Source organism: Campylobacter majalis (genome assembly GCF_905120465.1).
Classification (GTDB): domain Bacteria; phylum Campylobacterota; class Campylobacteria; order Campylobacterales; family Campylobacteraceae; genus Campylobacter_A; species Campylobacter_A majalis.
The window spans coordinates 92,397-111,957 of sequence record NZ_CAJHOF010000003.1 but is presented as its reverse complement, the minus strand read 5'-3'; the positions used below and the strand labels follow the sequence as shown (position 1 = coordinate 111,957).

General features: G+C 34.6%; 18 protein-coding genes. 14 read left to right on the top strand and 4 right to left on the bottom strand.

What is annotated here, in order from left to right; genetic code table 11:
• From LQU93_RS02365 to LQU93_RS02330, 8 genes are all read left to right on the top strand, one after another.
• Entirely contained in the window at positions 1 to 882 is an 882-nt protein-coding gene (locus tag LQU93_RS02365; protein WP_229932290.1) for a TonB C-terminal domain-containing protein, read from the top strand.
• Between the two features lie 51 nt (positions 883 to 933).
• Positions 934 to 2,193 carry a Tol-Pal system protein TolB gene (tolB, locus tag LQU93_RS02360; protein WP_229932289.1) on the top strand — a complete coding sequence of 420 codons (1,260 nt, stop codon included), beginning with the start codon at positions 934 to 936 and terminating at the stop codon, positions 2,191 to 2,193.
• A gap of 55 nt (positions 2,194 to 2,248) precedes the next feature.
• Positions 2,249 to 2,758 (top strand): OmpA family protein, encoded by a 510-nt coding sequence (locus LQU93_RS02355; RefSeq protein ID WP_229932288.1) that lies wholly within the window; start codon positions 2,249 to 2,251, stop codon positions 2,756 to 2,758.
• 5 nt (positions 2,759 to 2,763) lie between these two features.
• Positions 2,764 to 3,609 (top strand): tetratricopeptide repeat protein, encoded by an 846-nt coding sequence (locus LQU93_RS02350; RefSeq protein WP_229932287.1) that lies wholly within the window; start codon positions 2,764 to 2,766, stop codon positions 3,607 to 3,609.
• Positions 3,610 to 3,953: 344 nt separating this feature from the next.
• Positions 3,954 to 4,595 (top strand): FKBP-type peptidyl-prolyl cis-trans isomerase, encoded by a 642-nt coding sequence (locus LQU93_RS02345; protein ID WP_268250040.1) that lies wholly within the window; start codon positions 3,954 to 3,956, stop codon positions 4,593 to 4,595.
• Between the two features lie 9 nt (positions 4,596 to 4,604).
• Positions 4,605 to 5,534 (top strand): ACP S-malonyltransferase, encoded by a 930-nt coding sequence (gene fabD / locus LQU93_RS02340; protein ID WP_229932286.1) that lies wholly within the window; start codon positions 4,605 to 4,607, stop codon positions 5,532 to 5,534.
• Positions 5,531 to 6,214, top strand: a complete 684-nt coding sequence (locus tag LQU93_RS02335; RefSeq protein WP_229932285.1) for a 5'-methylthioadenosine/adenosylhomocysteine nucleosidase — start codon at positions 5,531 to 5,533, stop codon at positions 6,212 to 6,214. Before fabD ends, LQU93_RS02335 begins: the two co-directional genes overlap by 4 nt.
• Positions 6,211 to 6,963, top strand: a complete 753-nt coding sequence (locus LQU93_RS02330; RefSeq protein ID WP_229932284.1) for a tRNA 2-thiocytidine biosynthesis TtcA family protein — start codon at positions 6,211 to 6,213, stop codon at positions 6,961 to 6,963. The genes LQU93_RS02335 and LQU93_RS02330 overlap by 4 nt, the downstream gene beginning before the upstream one ends.
• A 638-nt stretch (positions 6,964 to 7,601) precedes the next feature.
• On the opposite strand, the gene LQU93_RS02325 is transcribed toward LQU93_RS02330, so the two are convergent.
• From LQU93_RS02325 to LQU93_RS02315, 3 genes are read right to left on the bottom strand one after another with little or no spacing between them, the layout of a single operon-like run.
• The gene (locus LQU93_RS02325) at positions 7,602 to 8,042 is read right to left on the bottom strand and encodes a hypothetical protein (protein WP_229932283.1); all 441 of its coding nucleotides are present in this window, start codon (positions 8,040 to 8,042) and stop codon (positions 7,602 to 7,604) included.
• Positions 8,043 to 8,074: 32 nt separating this feature from the next.
• Positions 8,075 to 8,998, bottom strand: a complete 924-nt coding sequence (gene hemH, locus LQU93_RS02320) for a ferrochelatase (protein ID WP_229932282.1) — start codon at positions 8,996 to 8,998, stop codon at positions 8,075 to 8,077.
• Positions 8,995 to 9,864, bottom strand: a complete 870-nt coding sequence (locus tag LQU93_RS02315; RefSeq protein ID WP_229932281.1) for a Gfo/Idh/MocA family oxidoreductase — start codon at positions 9,862 to 9,864, stop codon at positions 8,995 to 8,997. Before LQU93_RS02315 ends, hemH begins: the two co-directional genes overlap by 4 nt.
• 271 nt (positions 9,865 to 10,135) lie before the next feature.
• On the opposite strand from LQU93_RS02315, the gene alaS reads away from it, so the two are divergent.
• Genes alaS through LQU93_RS02295 form a run of 4 tightly spaced genes read left to right on the top strand, consistent with a single transcriptional unit; the run spans position 10,136 to position 15,658 of the window.
• Positions 10,136 to 12,697, top strand: coding sequence for an alanine--tRNA ligase (alaS, locus tag LQU93_RS02310; protein ID WP_229932280.1), 2,562 nt, complete (start codon positions 10,136 to 10,138; stop codon positions 12,695 to 12,697).
• Complete coding sequence (locus LQU93_RS02305) at positions 12,697 to 13,191, top strand: 3-isopropylmalate dehydratase (protein WP_229932279.1); 495 nt, start codon at positions 12,697 to 12,699, stop codon at positions 13,189 to 13,191. Before alaS ends, LQU93_RS02305 begins: the two co-directional genes overlap by 1 nt.
• Positions 13,191 to 13,733 (top strand): septum formation inhibitor Maf, encoded by a 543-nt coding sequence (gene maf / locus LQU93_RS02300; RefSeq protein ID WP_229932278.1) that lies wholly within the window; start codon positions 13,191 to 13,193, stop codon positions 13,731 to 13,733. The genes LQU93_RS02305 and maf overlap by 1 nt, the downstream gene beginning before the upstream one ends.
• A complete protein-coding gene (locus tag LQU93_RS02295) occupies positions 13,730 to 15,658 on the top strand; it encodes a transglycosylase domain-containing protein (RefSeq protein ID WP_229932277.1) in 1,929 nt (642 codons plus the stop codon). The genes maf and LQU93_RS02295 overlap by 4 nt, the downstream gene beginning before the upstream one ends.
• A 389-nt stretch (positions 15,659 to 16,047) precedes the next feature.
• Here LQU93_RS02295 and LQU93_RS02290 read toward each other — a convergent pair whose 3' ends face one another.
• Positions 16,048 to 16,377, bottom strand: a complete 330-nt coding sequence (locus tag LQU93_RS02290) for a cupin domain-containing protein (protein ID WP_229932276.1) — start codon at positions 16,375 to 16,377, stop codon at positions 16,048 to 16,050.
• A 200-nt stretch (positions 16,378 to 16,577) separates the two neighbouring features.
• On the opposite strand from LQU93_RS02290, the gene phsA reads away from it, so the two are divergent.
• On the top strand, positions 16,578 to 18,863 hold the full coding sequence (phsA, locus tag LQU93_RS02285) for a thiosulfate reductase PhsA (RefSeq protein ID WP_229932275.1): 2,286 nt from the start codon (positions 16,578 to 16,580) through the stop codon (positions 18,861 to 18,863).
• Between the two features lie 10 nt (positions 18,864 to 18,873).
• Entirely contained in the window at positions 18,874 to 19,425 is a 552-nt protein-coding gene (locus LQU93_RS02280) for a 4Fe-4S dicluster domain-containing protein (RefSeq protein ID WP_229932274.1), read from the top strand.
• Positions 19,426 to 19,561 lie beyond the last annotated feature (136 nt).

Below are 19,561 nucleotides of genomic sequence, written 5' to 3'. Positions count from 1 at the left end.
ATGTCTAAGATAAAATTTCCAACCATTAGCTCATTTTTGGTAGCCATTTGCATATATGTTGTTTTAATTGGCATTATTTTTATAAATTTAGCCATATTTTCAGATCCAGCTAAACGCTATACTGATGACAAAGATGCATTTATGGATATTTTAATTGATATGCCTGAAATTTCAACCCAGATAAAAGCTCCACAAATGAAACAAGAGATTATAAAAAAAGAAGAGTCAAAACCTGAAATAAAAGAAGAAAACCAAGAAGAGCAAATTCAAACAACAAACAAGCCAACACCTTCGCATGAGCCAGAGCCCATAAAAGAGTCTGAAAGTAAGCCTATTGAAAAACTTGAGCCAACACTAGAGCCTGAAGTGACTAAAGAGCTATTTTCTGAGCCTATAAAAGAGCCAGAAAAACCAAATTTAAAAAATCTATTTAGTGATATAGACACATCAAAACTAAAAGATGAGAAAAAATCAGAACCACAAAAAGTTCAAAGTAATAAGCAAAGTGATAAGAAAACTCAACAAAAACCAAGCACAGCAGCAAGTGATATAGTAAAAAATTTAAAGATAGACAAAGTGGCATCCGCACCAAAAGCCCAAGTATCAGGCACTTACGATCCACTTTTGGGTGCAATTACCAAGCAGATTGAGCGAAAGTGGCGAAGTTACAAGGCTAATTCAGACAATATAGCAAAGGTTAAGATTGAGATAGACGGATATGGAAATTTTAGCTATGAAGTGGTTGAGTTTTCAAGAGATAATGAGTTTAATCAAAAAGTAAAAGAGTGTCTTGATTTGCTTACTCGTGAGAAATTTCCATTTTCAAGTGGCAAAATTACATCTTTAAATTTAGTTATGCAAGATAAACTAGAGATACAGTAATTATTTGTTTGCTTTTTAGTGATAAAATACGAAAAATTTAATGGAGAAAAAATGAAAAAGATAGTTTTATTGTTGTCATTTATGTTGGCATTATTTGCAAACGATGCGACTATATCAGTGTTAAATCAAGGTGTTGCATTGCCTAAAATAGTGCTTCAGGATGCAACAGCACAGATTAATGATGAAAATTTCAAGGAGAAATTTTTTAAAATTATGCTTGGTGATTTAAGTGTTAGTTCGGACTTTGAGATTATTGACTCTACAAAAGTATCAAGTTATGAGGGCGATGCAACTACAAATATTGGTACAAACGGCACCCAATTCATATATAGGTACGCACTTGAAGGCTCACAAAAAGACAATTTAAATCTTAAAGCCAAACTTATAGATGCACGCAATGGTGCTGTTAAATTTGAGAAAATTTACAGTATGGTTGGTGAAAAATACCCATTTTTAGCCCATAAAAGTATAGTTGATTTAACAAATGAGCTAGGTCTTCCTCCAGTTGGTTGGATGGAAAATTTCATAATATTTTCAAAATACACATCGGCTAAAGAGAGCGAGATAGCAGTGGCTGATTATACTTTAACATATCAAAAAACAATAATTAAAGGTGGGCTTAATATTTTCCCAAAATGGGGAGATAAAGAGCAAAGGATATTTTATTACACTACGTACATAAACAATAAGCCAACACTTTTTAAATATAACCTGCAAAATGGACAAAAGGTAAAAATAATTGACACAAATGGTATGCTAATAGCATCTGATGTTAGCAGTGATGGAGATAAAATTTTGCTAACTATGGCACCAAAAGATCAGCCAGATATCTATATATACAATCAAAAAACCAAATCGCTAACACAGATAACAGATTATGTTGGTATAGATGTAAATGGAAATTTTGTAGATAATGATAGTAAAGTGGTGTTTGTCTCAGATAGGCTTGGCTATCCAAATGTTTTTGCTGCAAATGTAAATACAAAAGTAGTTGAGCAGATGGTGTTTCATGGACGAAATAATAACTCAGTAAGTACTTTTGAAAATTATATAGTTTATTCAAGTCGTGAAAATTCAAACGATCCAAGTAATAGTTTTAATATCTATCTGATATCAACCAAAACGGATTTTATTCGTCAATTAACAGCAAGTGGCAAGAATAATTACCCTAGATTTTCAAGCGATGGTCAAAGTGTTGTGTATATAAAACAAATGGGCGGACAAAGTAGTCTTGGCATAATTAGACTAAACGAGAATAAAAGTTTTCAATTTCCATTAAAAATTGGCAAAATTCAGTCAATAGATTGGTAATAATTTTAAAATTTGTGATATAATTGCACCGAAATTTTTCAAAGAAAGGCAAAGTATGAAAAAAGTACTATTAACAAGCGTAGCGATAGCTGGTTTGGTGTTGAGCGGTTGCTCTAAAAAAACTCCTGAAGTGGATATGAATGCAAATGCATCTGATGCAAACATGCATCAGCACGACTCAATGAGTGATGCAGATAGACTAGCTGCTTTAATCGCTAGTATCCAGGGTCAAGTTCAAAATGTATATTTTGATTTTGATAAATTTAACGTAAAAGCTTCAGAGCAAGGCAAAGTAAGTCAAAATGCTTCATTGTTTAATCAGCATGGTGCTAACACTCTATCTATAAAAGTAGAGGGAAATTGCGATGAGTGGGGAACAGATGAGTATAACTATGCTTTGGGCTTAAAGCGTGCTAAAAGCGTAAAAGATGCTCTAGTAAGAAATGGAGTTAGCGAAGACAGAATAGCAGTAGTTAGCTATGGTGAGAGCAGCCCAGTTTGTACTACTAAGTCTAAGTCATGCGATGCTGAAAATAGACGCGTAGAGTTTAAAGTACTTCCATAATCAATATGATAAATAAGAAAATTTTAGCGGTTGTGACTCTCATGACCGCTTTGAACTTACAAGCACAGGTTTCTGCTTTTGATGCTGGCAATCTAAACACGCATTCTCCATATGGTCTAACTGAAAGTGAAAAAGAGCTTTTAAAAAATAAGCGCGATGTTGCAAATTTAGAATCAAATTTAAACACATTTGATGAGCAGATGCAAGGATTACAAAGTCTGATAGAGGGCATCAGTCAAAGACTTGCTAGGTTAGAGCAGCGTGTTGGTGATTTAGAGGCTATGATTGGAGGACAAACTAGTGAGAATACAACTTCAATATCATCTTTAAAGGCATATGTTGAAGAAACGCGTGCTATACAAGATAAGAATTATAAAAATATAACAAAAACATTAAAAGATTTAAGTGTCTTAATAGATAAGAAGTCTAATACGCCAACGCAAAACACCACTACAAAACAACCAACTAACTCAAGTTCAAAAATTGATTTAAATAAAAAAAATAATGCTGAAGTTTTTAATGATGCTGTTAAATTGTTTAATGCTAATAAAAACGCAGAAGCAAAAGAGTATTTTTCGCATTTGGTTAAGAAAAACAGCAGACCAGCCGCATCAAATTACTATCTTGGCGAGATAGCATATAAAGAAAAATCGTATGCAAGTGCAATTAAGCACTATCAAAAAAGTATTGAGATAGATGATAAAGGCTCATATCTGCCAAAACTACTATATCATACGGCTATAAGCTTTGATAAGATTGGCGACACGGCAAGTGCGAATCGTTTTTATAAAGCACTAAAAGCTGGATATCCTGATTCTAAAGAAGCACAAGCTTCACCTAATCGTAACTAAAAGCTTTTAATCAAACGAATAAATTTGAATTTGTTTTTTTGTTGATTTTTTGTGTTTTTATCTAATCAAATACAAGGTTTTTGGTATTTATAATCTTTTATGAATTGATTTGATACTTTCATTGGTTTTTTTAAGATTTTATAATACAAATAACCGTATTTTGTTAATAAAGGTCATTTTATTATTAAAATAATACAATTATGTTTAAAATTTACCCTATTTTTGATACCAAATTTTATATTTGTCTTAAATTAATCATATATAAAAAACATAATAAAATACCGCTTTATTATAAGATTATTTTGCTATAATCTAGGGTTTAAAATTTAAACTAAGGAGAAAAAGTGAGTAATAAAGTAATTACTATGTTTTACGAACTAAAAGATGCAAAAAGCGGTGAAATTTTAGAGTCAAATATGACAAATGGCGGAATTTCGTTTATAACAGGTCATGGACATATCATTCCAAAGCTTGAAGAAGAGCTTTTAAAGCTAAAAGCTGGTGATAGAACAAGCATAACTATACCTGCGGCAGAGGCTTGCGGAGAGTATGATAATCAAGCGGTTCAATCCTTGCCAAAAGAGCAGTTTGCTGGTATTGAGCTTAGAGAAGGAATGGAGCTTTTTGGACAGGGCGAGGATGGTGGTAGTGTCAGAGTTACGGTTAAAGCTATTGGTGAGAGCGAGGTCATGATAGATTTTAACCATCCTTATGCTGGTAAAGATTTAGGTTTTAGCGTTGAAATTTTAGAAATTCGCGAACCAAGTGAAGACGAGATGGCTACTGGCATGGTTGGTGGTGCTCACTCATGCGGATGTGGCGGACACGATCATGGCAGTGGTGGATGTTGTGGCGGCCATGGACATCATCACGGAGATGGCGGATGCGGATGTGGCGGACATGGGCATTCGCATGATGATGAGGACGAGTGCTGCGGTGGAGCCCATCACGAAAATGGTGGCGGTTGCTGCGGAAAACACCACTAAGATTTGCCTATGAGATATGCTTTTGTATTTGCAGGACAGGGGTCTCAAAGTGTAGGTATGGGTAGGGAATTTTATGACAATTTCCCTACTGCATCTTCTCTTTTAGACGAGGTTAGTAGTTTTCTTGATATAGATTTCAAAGAGCTGCTTTTTACACAAAATGACAAATTATCAATCAGCGAATATACACAACCAGCGATCGTGTTAAACTCGCTAATGGCTTATTTGGCACTTAAATATAAAATCCAAACTATCTCGCCAAAATTTTGTTTAGGACACTCTTTGGGCGAATTTTCAGCACTTGCTGTAAGTGGTGCATTTGAGTATAGACATGCTGTTAGGCTTGTAAATTTACGAGGTAAATTTATGCAAGAGGCTTGTGATGGCAAGGGTGCTGGAATGATGGTTGTGTTAAATTTAGCCGACGATATAGTAGAAAAAATATGTCAAGACGCAAGAGATAATGGCAAAGTAGTTTATGCTGCAAATTATAATTGTGATGGGCAAATAGTTGTGGCTGGATTAAGAGATGATCTTGCTAGTTTGGAGTCTGAATTTAAAGCACAGGGTGCAAAAAGGGCGATGCTTCTTGATATGTCAGTAGCGTCTCACTGTCCGATTTTAACTACGGCAAGTGAGCGTTTGAGTGTTGAGCTGGATAAAATTTTAAATGATGAGTTTTTATGTGTTATCTCAAATGCTACAGCAAAAGCTTATACGACAAAATTAGAAGCAATGCAGGTTTTAAAATCGCAGTTAGTTTCTGCCGTGCTTTATAAGCAGAGCATAAAAGCGTATGAAAATGATGTGGATTGTTTTATAGAACTTGGGACGAAGACTTTAAGTGGAATAAATAAAAAAATAACTGACAAGCCAACGTATAGCATAACTGATTTGGCAAGTCTTAATGAAGTTGTTAATATTTTGGAGGCAAAATGATAGCTATATTAGGAGCAATGCAAGAAGAAATCACGCCTATGCTTGAGTTAATAGGCGAGTATGAAAAGATAGATTATGCTTCAAATACATTTTATAAGGCAAAATTTCACGGCAAAGATATAATTATTGCATATTCAAAAATCGGCAAGGTAAATGCAGCCATAACAGCAACGGTTATGATTGAGAAATTCAAAGCAGAGAAGTTGCTATTTAGCGGTGTTGCTGGTTCTTTAAATCCTAATTTGCATATTTGTGACATAATTTATGCAACAAAAGTTGCTCAGCACGATTTAGATATCACGGCTTTTGGGCATCCGCATGGCTATGTGCCAGGGATTGAAGTGTTTTGCAAGACCGACAATGCTTTAAATCAAATAGCAATGAGTGTGGCAAAAGAGCAGAGTATAAATTTAATCGGCGGTGTTGTGGCAAGTGGCGATCAGTTTATTTGTGCTCAAGACAAAAAAGACTGGATAAAAGCGACCTTTAATGCTGATGCGGTTGAGATGGAGGGTGCTAGTGTAGGGCAGGTTTGTGCTCAGCTTAATGTGCCATTTTTTATGTTAAGAGCGATTAGCGACGAGGCTAGTGGCGGTGCTGATATGGATTTTGATGAGTTTTTGGATAAATCTGCAAAAATCAGTGCTAAGTTCGTGCTAGAAATGGTAAAAAAGATATGATAAATTTAAGCAAAAAGCTTTTAAGTATAGTCGGTAGAACAAATGCAAGATATAAGATGGTTCAAGGTGGAGACAAAATTTTGCTAGGGCTTAGTGGTGGCAAGGATAGTCTTGCACTTGCATTTGTGTTAAAACATATGCAAAATGTCACGCCTGAAAAATTTGAGTTTAAAGCTGTGACGCTTAGCTATGGTATGGGTGAAGATTATGCGTATTTGACAAAATTTTGCAACGAACATGGCATAGAGCATGAGGTTATAGATAGCTCGATATTTGAAATTTCAAAGGATAAGATACGAAAAAACTCAAGTTTTTGTAGCTTTTTTAGTCGTATGAGACGCGGATATCTATATACTTACGCACTAAATAATGGCTATAATAAATTAGCTATAGCTCATCATTTAGATGACGCAGCAGAGAGTTTTTTTATGAACTTTACTTATAACGGTGCTTTGCGAACACTTGCACCAAAATACACTGCAAAAAATGGTATAGAAGTCATTCGTCCATTTATTTTTGTGCGAGAGAGAGCATTGCGTGAAAATGCCGTGAGAAATGAGCTTTTTGTCATAGGTGATGAAGCCTGTCCGGCAATGAGATTTGACGTAAAAATGCCTCATGCCAGACATGAAACAAAACAGCTTTTAGCGCAGCTTGAGAGCCAAAACCCAAAGCTTTTTACTTCGCTTCGTGCTGCTTTTGAAAATATACATTTAGATACTTTCTTTGCCGTTAAAGATGATGAATAGGCATGAATGCCCAAGATAATTTGGGCATTTGTCATAGATTATAAAATTTTGTGTAATTTAAAGCTCAACATAAACTCATTAAATTTTAATCTTATTTATATGATACAAATGCACCTTAACAAGCAGATTATTAAACATAAATAACAATACAATCAATTTTTTTAGGGCTGAAATTTACGAAAATAGCTAAATTTCATAAAATATATTTACATAAATAAACTAAGAGTTTTAAAAAAGCATTTTGTTTCTCAGAGTGCTTTGCTTAGCTTTGGTCGCTACCATCGCCACTTTGGGGCTTGAGAAGTTTTAAATTTTACAAAACGCAAACTAGCTAAATTTATATCGTTAAGACAAATTTTTACTTTATTTAAAAAGTGTATTTAGGTAGCAAAAGGATGAAATTTATGTATGATACGATAGTGAAAAAGTGTTGTTAGGTTAGGTCTTTGCAAATAAGACTTAAAATAAATTTAATCTATACAATTTGCATTGTGGCATGTTTATAATCATCGACAAAATATCTATTTATTAGTCTTTGTTTTTAATTTGTGTATTTGTTGCCTTTAATTAGTTTAATCTAGATAAAAATTTTGAATGATTAGTAAAATTTATTTAATCTATTTAGTATTGTTGCAAAATCATAGTTTGCTAATCAAATTGGCTATATTTGTAAATGTTGCTACTTTGTTTAGCTCATTTTGTTTTTCATTTATTGTATTATTTTGCTTTGTTTGCTCTTGTAGTTTGTGTTTGTACTCGCTAAGCAAGTCTGAGATTAGTGCTAAAATCTGCTCTTTTTCATCTTGTGTTTTATTGCGATTTAGTCCTAGCACTTCTTCTAAATAGACTCGTTTTTGCTCAATTTTTTCGTCTATTTTTTGCTCATTCAGACTACTTAGATATCCAAACGCACCAAGGCTTGATAAAGACGATTTAAATGCTTTGATTTTATCTTGCATGTCATTTTCTAGTTTTGCATATCTTATTTCACTTTTTAAAATTTCATCAAAATTTTGATTTATTGATGTTTGGTTAGTATTTGAAATTTTGCTTAGATTTGTTGCTTGTGAGATTTTCATGCTGTATCCTTTTATTTTAGATACAGCAAATATCATTCCTTTATCAAACTTAACAAAAAATCAGCAAACTCATCGCTATCATTTGGGCAATAAACTACATCATAATACTCATATCCTAGCTCATCGGCTACATGTTTGTATTCTTTGTGTAATTCAAAAATTGTTTCTGAGTTATCAATACAAAAGGAAAGTGGATAAATTAGAGCTTTTTTATTATCTAGTGTTTTTAAAACATCACTTAAGCTTGGCTCTAACCACTTCACAGGACCAAGTCGTGATTGATATGCTAGTTTTACGTCTTTAAAATTTATACCTTCATTTGTTAAAAAAGTTTTTAAAATTTGCACTTGATTATTTACGTGTTTTTCGTATAAATCGCCCTTGTCTATTGTGCTTTGTGGGAGCGAATGAGCTGAGAGTATTAGAGTGGTTTTGCTAATGTTTGCATTTGTGTTTTTTATGCTATTAATTATGATTTTGTTAAAATTTTTATTATCGTAAAATGGCTGGATAATCTTAATTTTCGCATTTAAATTTAACATTTTATACGCTTTGTTAAATTCATTTATGCTAGAAGCAACTGTTGTGATTGAGTGATGCGGATATAGCGGCACTAAGATAATCTCATCTAGATTATCATATTTTTTTAGCACATCTTGACAAAATGGCGGAGTGTAATTCATGGCATAATCAGCTATATATCTGTTTTGAAGTTTATTTATTTTATCACATAATCGCTGAGTAATTTCGCAAATCGGAGATTTTCCGCCTATTTGTGCATAATTTTGCTTGGCTGTTTTTAGTCTCATTTGGGTTATTAAATTAGCTAAAATTTTACGTAAAAACACGCTTTTTACACTTAAGATAGCAGGATCGTTAAACATATTTTTTAAAAAAACTTCAATCTCGTCTTCATTTCTTGGACCACCCATGTTAAGCAAAAGCAGTAATTTCATTTTTCAAAAAGCTCCTTGATGTTTATTATCTCATCAAATTTAACAAGTTCGTTGTTGTTTCCTGAAAAATAATCATAAAATTTATCATACATCACTTGTAGTTGTGTGTCTTTGTTATTTACTTTTAGATTAATTTGTCCATTTTCGTTGATTTGATGTAATTTTTGATTTATTATGTCGGCAAAATACACTCCTGATTTCGCATTTACACGGATTAGGTATTGCGATGTATCTCCGCATAGTGAGTTTGATATGTTTATTAAGACATGATTTTTAGTTTTGTAAAGTATATTTACATTATCGCTTGATGTTTGATTGGTTATGTTTGTAAAATATGCAATAAAATCATGCGTAGTCTCTCCAAACAAATAACGCATGACGCTTATATCACAAACGCTGATTTTTGTTAAAATATCATCGCCTAGCTTTGGAATTTGATGAAAAATATCACATGAGTATATCTCATCTTCTTTGCTTAGTGATTTATTAAGAGAGTCTATAACGGGATTAAATCTATCGCAAATACACGGCGTTAAGGTTGCTTTGTGTGTATCGGCTATGTATCTTAGCTCTCGTAAATCGCTAGTATTTTTTGGAAGAATTGTGCCAATTATGATATGTTTTGTATGTTTTATGCAGGTGCTTACGGCATTGATTAGTTCATTTGGAGTTACGCATATTAATATGGCGTCTGGGTTTGTTTGAATAAATTTTTTAAAATCATTTATTATCTCGGCTCTGCCAAACATGCCACTTTCATTTTCGTCGTATATAGTTGAAATTTCAAATTTATTCGAGCGTCTAATCTCGCTATAGTGTCTTTTTGCAATCTCATTAAATCCAACAATACCGATTTTTATTATCATGAAATGCCCTTAAAATTTATAAATTGCTAGTTTTCATATTATATTTTTTATTTACTCAAAACTATATTAATTTGCAAAATTTTATAAATAGTTTTATGCGTTTAAACTTATAGCAAAAATAGTTAAATGCTTGGTTAAGTTTTGTCAAAAAAACCATCGATAATTTAACGATTTTTAAATTGCTTTAGAGCGATTTTGATAAATTTATATTTTATAAACTAATTTTTAGATAAAATCTAGTCCAAAATTTTAAAATTTATTAGGAAAAATAATGCAAAATAAAAATTTAGATGTCAGAAAAGCATATCTTGAGTTTTTCGCTTCAAAAGGACACGAAGTCATCGCTTCTGCTCCTCTTGTGCCAAACGACGCAACGCTTCTTTTTACAAACGCTGGGATGGTGCCGTTTAAAAGCATTTTTACAGGCGAAGTCCCACGCCCAACGCCACCTATTCGCACCAGCTGTCAGACCTGCATAAGAGCGGGTGGTAAGCACAACGACCTTGATAACGTCGGCTATACAGCACGCCATCATACATTTTTTGAAATGCTTGGAAATTTTAGCTTTGGCGAGTATTTTAAAACCGACGCGATTGCGTATGCGTGGGAGTTTGTAACGGAAATTTTAAAACTTCCAAAAGATCGCCTTTATGTGACAGTGCATGAAAATGATGATGAGGCGTTTAAAATTTGGGAAAAACACATTGCTAAAGAGAGAATTTATCGCTTTGGCGATAAGGACAACTTCTGGGCGATGGGCGATACTGGTCCTTGTGGTCCGTGTAGTGAGATTTTTTACGATCAGGGGGCGGAGAATTTTACGAGTGATGAAGACTATATGGGCGGTGACGGCGATCGCTTCCTTGAAATTTGGAACCTTGTATTTATGCAGTATGAGCGTTCAGCTGATGGCACGATGAGTCCGCTTCCAAAGCCAAGTATTGATACTGGAATGGGGCTTGAGAGAGTTAGTGCGATAATGCAGGGTAAATTTAGCAACTACGATAGCGATCTTTTTATGCCTTATATCGATGCAGTTGCTAAGCTTTGTGGTAAGGCATATGAGTATGAAAGTGGAGCAAGTTATAGGGTTATTAGCGATCATATTCGCTCGGTCACATTCTTACTTGCACAAGGCACGACATTTGATAAAGAGGGGCGCGGATATGTGCTTCGTAGAATTTTACGCCGTGCCGTTCGCCACGGATATTTGCTAGGCATAAAAGAGCCGTTTATGCATAAGCTTGTCGATGTTGTGGTTGCTCAAATGGGCTCACACTACACCTATTTAAACGATAAAAAAGAGACAATCAAGGAGCAAATTCGCCTTGAAGAAGAGCGGTTTTTTGCTACGATTTCAAGCGGCTTGGAGCTATTTAATGCCGAACTTGCAAATACAAAAGAGATTTTTAGCGGCGAAGTTGCGTTTAAGCTTTACGATACTTATGGCTTTCCACTTGATCTAACGGCAGATATGCTAAGGGATAAAAATTTACGTGTTGACGAGGCTAGATTTGATGAGCTTATGGCAGAGCAAAAGGCTCGTGCAAAGGCTGCTTGGAAAGGTAGTGGCGATAAGAGTGCAAAGGGCGATTTTAAAGAGCTTTTAGAAGAATACGGCGAGAATGAGTTTATCGGCTACGAAAGCTTAGAGAGTAAAAGTAAAATTTTAGCTTTGCTTGATAGCGAATATAAAAGAACGCAAAGCCTAAAAGCAAACGAGCGTGGCTGGGTGATGCTTGATAAGACACCATTTTATGCTGAGAGTGGCGGTCAGTGTGGCGACAGCGGCGAGATCGTGGGCGTGGCACATGTTTTTGATACACAGAAATTTCACGGGCTAAATTTATCATTTATTGAAACAGATAAAGAGCTAAAAGTAGGCGATGTGGTAAGCGTAAAAGTAAGCAATGAGCGAAGCGAGATCGCTCGTCATCATAGTGCTACACATTTGCTTCATGCAGCACTTCGCAAAATTTTAGGCTCACACGTAACTCAGGCTGGATCAAGCGTAGAAGCGACGAAACTACGATTTGACTTTTCTCATCCAAAAGCTGTAAGTGCCGAAGAACTCGATAAAATCGAAAGCTTTGTAAATAACGCTATCGCAAACGGAGCGGCAGCAAAGACTGAGATAATGAGTATCGATGATGCTAAAAACAGCGGTGCGATCGCACTTTTTGGCGAAAAATACGATGAGAATGTGCGAGTGCTAAGCTTTGGTGATGTTAGCAAGGAGCTTTGCGGTGGAACGCATGTAAAAAATATCAACGAAATTGGCTCATTTTTCATTGTAAAAGAGAGTGGTGTGAGTGCTGGTGTGCGTCGCATCGAGGCGATTTGCTCGGCTTCGGCATTAAATTTTGCTAAAAATTTACGCTTAGAGCTTGATGAGATAAAAACCGAGTTAAAAAGTGTCGAACCACTTACGGCAATTGCAAAACTAAAAGATGAAATTCGCTCTTTAAAAGAGAGAGTTAAAAACGCTGCAAGTTCTCAAAATTTAGACTTTACAAGTGTTGGAGCGACTAAAATTTGCGTAGCAAATACCAAAAATGGCGATATAAAAACTATGATTGATGGATTTAAAAATCAGCATGAAAGTGCAGCAATAATGCTAATACAAGTGGATGAAGGTGGTAAAATTTCACTTGCTGCTGGGGTTAAAAATGCAAGTATTAAGGCTGGTGAGTGGGTAAAAATGGTAGCACAAATTTTAGGTGGAAATGGTGGCGGAAAGGACGATTTTGCAACAGCTGGTGGCAAAAATGTAGCCGAGATTGAAAATGCTTTAAAAGCAGCACTAGAGTTTGCAAAAGAAAAACTAGCGTAATGGAAGTTGGTTATAATATTGCATTTGCTAGACTTGGGCAGTTCTTGCCGTTTTTACACATTACAACTTGCGTATTTTTTATAGGCATTCAAGCTGGTTTTAGTATGATTTATAGAAGATTTATGCAAGAAGATGAGAGTAAAGAGCATTATGAAAGACTTGTAAAAACGCTTGGAGATTTTATATATACGCTCGTGATTTGCGTGATTTTGATTGCTGTGACTGGAACATTTGTAAATGAGGCTGATAGTATCAAATCAGCCGATCCTATGGTAAAAGCAATACTTGCTACAAAATACACGCTAAGCACATTTATAGCCTTTAATGTGTCTTATATGGCATATGCATACTACAAAGCAAAAAAATATATAGCAAACGACGATTTGATACAGTGCCATGAAAATCTTTTAGTAATTGTTAAGTATTTTTCGCCACTTAACCTTATTATAAGTTTGGTTGCTATCTATCTTGGTGTTGCATATAGGGGATTTTAATGATAATTCTTGCTTCTTCTTCTGCAACAAGGGCAAAAATTTTACAAGATAGCGGTATTGATTTTCAACAAATTAGCTTTGATTTTGATGAAAGCATGATTGATAAAAATCAAGCACCAAACAAATATGTATTAAACGTGGTAAGATCAAAAAAAGAGCAATTTTTTAAAGCTCACAATCAATATAAAAATGTCTTGTTTGCTGATAGTTGTGTGGTTTGTGATGGTAAAATTTTAGGCAAGGCAAGAGATGAAAATCATGCACGTAAGCTTATAAAAATGCAGAGCAATAATACTGCAAGTGTAGTAACGGCGATGATATATATTGGTGATTATGAGTTAATTAGTGTGAGCGAAACAAAATTTAGATTTAGTGAATTTAAAGATAGTGATATTAAAGAGTTTATAAGAAGCGGTGAATGTATGGGCAAGGCTGGAGCGATGATGATAGAGGGATTTAATAAAAAATATATAATTTCACAACAAGGCACAACACAAAACGCAATGGGGCTTGATGTGAGAATTTTAAAGGCATTTTTATGAGATATATTTTGATGTTTTTATTTTTTGTAGCTATTTGCTTGGGAGCTGGATTTTTATATGTATATAATGAAGTAAGATTTAATGCATACAATATAATTGATTATAAACCAAAACTAACAACTCAGATATATGATTCAAACAACGAATTAATTGCAAATGTTTTTGAAGAAAATCGCTTGTATGTGCCATTTGATGAGATACCAGTTCGCGTAGTTGAGGCATTGGTTGCTATAGAAGATACAGCGTATTTTGAGCATAGCGGTGTGAATTATGAAGCTATTATAAGGGCGATTATTAAGGATATTAAGGCTGGAAAGTTAGTTGAGGGTGCTTCTACTTTGACACAACAGCTTGTTAAAAATTTAGCCCTATCAAGTGAAAAAAAGATAGAGCGAAAAATAAAAGAGATAGTGCTTTCTATTAAACTTGAAACAGAATTAAGCAAGGAAGAGATAATTGAGCGTTATTTAAATCATGTCTATTTTGGGCATGGATATTACGGTATTAAAACAGCATCACAGGGCTATTTTCGTAAAAATTTAAACGAACTTAGCCTAAAAGAGATAGCAATGCTTGTTGGCTTGCCAAAAGCTCCAAGCTCATACGATCCGACAAAGCACCTTGATCTATCTTTGGGTCGTGCAAACCGTGTTTTGGAGCGTATGTATATGATAGGCTGGATTAATGAAGATGAGTATAGAAAGGGCATACTTGAAGAGCCAGTTGTGTTTGATGATACTCTTAGCAAAAATAAAGCACCGTATGTTGTAGATGAGATTATTAAAGAGCTAAGTAAGCAATTTGATGACATTAAAACGGGTGGATATGTGGTTTATAGCACGATTGATTTACAGGTGCAAAATATTGCCAATGAAGCATTAATCTATGGATATAATGAAATTTTAAAACGTGATAAAAATGCAAACACGGCTGTTTTAAATGGTGCCATGGTTGTCACACATCCTCAAACAGGAGATGTTTTGGCACTTGTTGGTGGCGTTGATTACTCTAAAAGTAGCTACAATCGTGCCACTCAAAGTCGTCGTCAGCCAGGATCTAGCTTTAAGCCCTTTATATATCAGATAGCTTTAAACAGTGGATATTCTGTTGTATCACAAGTGGCTGATATATCTAAGAGCTTTGATATGGGAAATGGCAAAGAATGGACGCCTAAAAATTACAGTGGCGGTTTTCAGGGCTTTATTACATTAAAGTCCGCTCTAACTCAATCACGTAACCTAGCAACGGTAAATTTATTAAATGATTTGGGACTAAATTATGTGCGTGATGAGCTTGAAAAAATGGGCTTTGAAAGTGTTCCACCAAATTTATCCATAGCACTTGGAAGTTTTGGAATATCTTTATTGGATTTTGCTACACACTATTCGATGTTTGCCAATGATGGCGAGACTGTAAGTGTGTCATTAATACGTTCGGTTCAAAACAGAAATAATAATTTAATCAGGTATGAGAGTGTAAGACGCCAAGTTAATAAGCCAGAGCAGAGCTATTTGATGGTAAGTTTAATGCAAAATGTTGTTGAAAATGGCACCGGCAGAGCGGCTAAGGTGCATGGGGTGCAAATAGCTGGTAAGACCGGCACAACAAACAACAATATCGACGCATGGTTTTGCGGATTTACGCCAGAGATACAGGCTATTATTTGGTATGGCAATGATGATAATAGTCCCATGAAAAAAGTAGAAGGAGGCGGTAGGACGGCGGCTCCTGTATTTAAAAAATTTATACAAGATTACATAAAACAACATCCAAACATGAGAAAGGATTTTATCCGTCCAGATGGTGTTTATAAGGCAAAATTTGATGGCAAAGATGAGTACTATACGCAAGATTCTCCGTTGCCTAGACAAAATATAGATCAAAATTTACTGCAAGAACTTGATGATGGTGGATTAATTTTTTAAAATTGCAAAAATTTATAATGTTTTGTTAAAGTTTTATACAGTGCTTTGTACAAAAGGTAAAATTTAAGCGGTTTTAAAATATATTTGATACAACAAGGGACAAAAGTTTAAATTTTGTGTTTTGATTTTATTAAATTTTAACATCTTAATAGCTTGTTTATTTTGATTTATAAAAGTTTGATTAGATTTTTAACTACAACTTTGTTTTGCTATTTGCTAAAATTTCTTATAAATTTTGACAAATTTATGCTTTATAGTTTTACAAAATGGTGCTAAAATATTTTAGGTTTAACACCATTTTTGAAATTCTTTTGCTATGACTTAAGTTTTATAGTTGCGTTTTATTATATTAAAATTTAATCTAAAATTTTAATATTAAATTAAAAATACTACTTTAGCACATTAAATACACGGCTTACATCGTCATTTTTGCTCAGACTCAGTCTTACTATACTATTTTTTAATGCCTTTAGTGAATGCTTTACATTTGCATCAAGCGTTATCATATCTAGCTCATTTAATCTAATAATTTTCTCACCCACTGCAAAATCTATCTCACCTCTTAAAACTTGCACCATTATCGCACCAGGTGCCATATGCTCCTTCATCATCGCACCAGCTTCTATATTTATACGTATCTCTTTTACACCACCCATTTCGTGTATTTTAGCTACTGTGACACCACTAAAATTTTCATCAAGCCACTTAAATGTTTGCATTTGATCTCCTTAAAAATTTTTTAAACGTATAATAATACATTTTTACTCCTATTTCATTGATTTAAATTAAGATTTTGATAATCTTTTGCATAATATTATTAAATATTTAAAGTAAAATTATTGTATAAGAAAATTTTTACTTTAAATTTATCAATTGATTATAGAATTATCAAAATGAAATACTTTATAAAGGAGAAGATATGGATTTATCAAGACGAAATTTCTTAAAATCCACGGTTGCTACTACTGCTGTTGCTTCGAGTATTTTGCCGGGCAGTATTGCTAAACTTGGTGCGGCTGAGTTAAAGCCAAGTGATGAGGTGGTTAGAAGTTATTGTGAAATGTGCTCATCAAGATGTCCGATTGAAGCACGTGTGTTGGATGGCAAAAATGTTTTCATTCAAGGTAATCCTAATGCAAGTGGCACCAAAACTTCTGTGTGTGCTAGAGGTGGTTCAGGTCACTCTCAACTTTATGACCCAAATAGAATTGTTAAGCCTTTAATACGTGTTGGAGAGCGTGGTGAGGGCAAATGGAGAGAAGCTAGCTGGGACGAGGCTTTAAATTTGGTTGCTAGTAAAATGCAAGAGATTAAAGATAAATATGGTCCAGAAAGCTTTGTATTTACCTGTAAAAACTCTCAAACGCATAAATTTATGACAAATTTTGCATCAAGCTATGGTTCGCCAAACTGCTTTTCACACTATTCATGCTGTCCTATAACTTATCAAATGGTAAATGAACATATGTATGGTTTGGCTGGCATTAAGCGTGATTTTGGAAATGCAAAATATATAGTAAATTTCGGACATAATTTGTTTGAAGGCATAGTAATTGGTGACGCTAAAAAATTAGCAAAATTTGCTACCAAAAAAGACACTAAATTGCTTGTGCTTGAGCCTAGATTTAGCGTTGTAGCAGCTAAAGCTGATGAGTGGCTACCGGTTAAGCCTGGCACCGATTTGGCATTTGTTTTAGCACTTATTCATACATGGATTAAAAATGGCACTTACGATAAGGCGTTTATTGAGAAATTTACAATTGGTTTTGATGAGGTTGTAGCTAGGACAAAAGATACAACTCCAGAGTGGCAAGAGCCAATAACTGGCATAAAAGCCGATGATGTTAGACGCATTGCTGATGAAATTTGGGCTGCAGCACCAAGAGTTATAATAGACTTTGGACACAAAACAACAACTGCAAAAGCTGAGTATATGAGAACTAGAGCCATCATGACGGCTAATGCTATGATGGGCAACTGGGAGGTTAAGGGTGGTTTGTTTGCAGGTAAGAATGCAAAAACATACAATAAGCTCGTTGGTGAAAATTTAATCGATGAGCTTGGCAACCCTGATAAAGAGTTTAAAGTGCCAAAAACTCAACGCCTTGATTTTGCTGGAGAAGATGGAGCTCATAAATTTATAGGTAGAAGCCATGGGGTGCTTATGGATATACCTGAGGCGATTTTGAGCGAAAAACCATATCCTATTAAAGGATGGTTTAATATACGCTTTAATCACCTTATAAACGTTGCTGGAACGCAAAAAACAATAGAGGCTATGAAAAAACTAGATTTTATCGTAGTTAGCGATATTTATCTAAATGATATGGCAACCTTTGCTGATGTGGTACTTCCTGAAAGCACATATTTAGAGCGTGATGAAAACATAGCTGATAAATCAGGCATGAAACCAGCATATATGCTTAGAAATAAAGTAGTTGAGCCTATTGGCGATACAAAAGATGGGGCTACGATATTTAGAGAACTAGCTAGAATTTTAAAAATCGATGAGCTTTATAAGTGGAATAACATCAGAGAGTTTAGAATGGGACAGGCTAAGGGCAATGTTGAGTTTTTGGCTAAGCTTGAAAAAGATGGCTTTGTTAGTTACGATGTTCCAGGACTACTTTATCGTGAAAAAGATTTAGTCGAGAAATTTGTAAAAAGATTTCCACAAACCGCTTCACTTGTCGGTGAAAATGGTCTAATGGACTCACAAGTCAAGCTAAAAACAAAAAGTGGCAAGATAGAGCTTTTCTCAGCACATGTTGAAGAGCAATTCCCTGGATATGGCTGTTTAAATACAGATGGTATGGATGTTTATGATGGTTATGATTTTTGTTTAATGACTGGCAAAACACCTATTCATACAAATGGACACACACAAGCTGTGCCGTTTTTAAATGATATGATGAGTGAGGCACCGATTTGGATACATCCAAATGCTGCTAAAAAACGTGGCTTAAAAGATGGCGATGCTGTCATTGTTAAAAATAAATTTGGTCAGCAAAATGCAAAAATTATGCTTACTGAAGGCATTAGAGAAGATACACTATTTTTATATCATGGATTTGGACACATTACGCCGGGATTAAAGGGCATTCATATGGTTGGAACCAATCAAAGTGTGCTTTTAAATCCAGAAGAGGGTCCAGTGTGTGCGACTATGGTTACAAACGTGGGTGTTGAGTTAATTAAGGCGTAAGGGGAGTAAAATGAAAAAATATATGATGATTCACGATGAAAATTTATGTATCGGCTGCCAAGGTTGCTCAGTTGCGTGCAGAAGTGAAAATAATGTGCCAAATGGGCTTTATAGATTGCAAGTGCATACAAAAATGAGTGGAAAATTTCCAAAAATGAAGATGGATTTTTTAAGACATAGTTGCGTTATGTGTGAAGATGCACCTTGCGTTGATGTATGCCCTACTGGTGCTAGTTTTAAAACAGCTGATGGCGTGACATTGCTTGATGATAAAATTTGCGTTAGTTGTAAATACTGCATCCTAGCCTGTCCTTATGATGCTAGGTTTGTTATGCCTGATGGAAACATTGGTAAATGCACATTTTGCTATGAGAGTCGCTTAGCACGTGGCGAAGAGCCAGCTTGCGTGACTGTTTGTCCTACCGATGCTCTTGTTTTTGGTGATGCAAATGACGAAAACTCAGAAATTTCAAAATTACTAAAAACAAAAGAGGTTTATTATCCAAAAGAGAATTTAGGCACAAAGCCACTTTTGGCAATGGTAGCAAATACTAAGGGTTGAGTTTAAGTTGAAATTTCAGGGTTTGAAATTTCAAACGCAATTTACAAGCTCAAGCAAAGAGCTTAAAACGATAAGGTGTAGGCTTTACTCAAGATGGCAGGCTAAAGCAAGGTATTGCTTTAGTATGAGTTTTTGC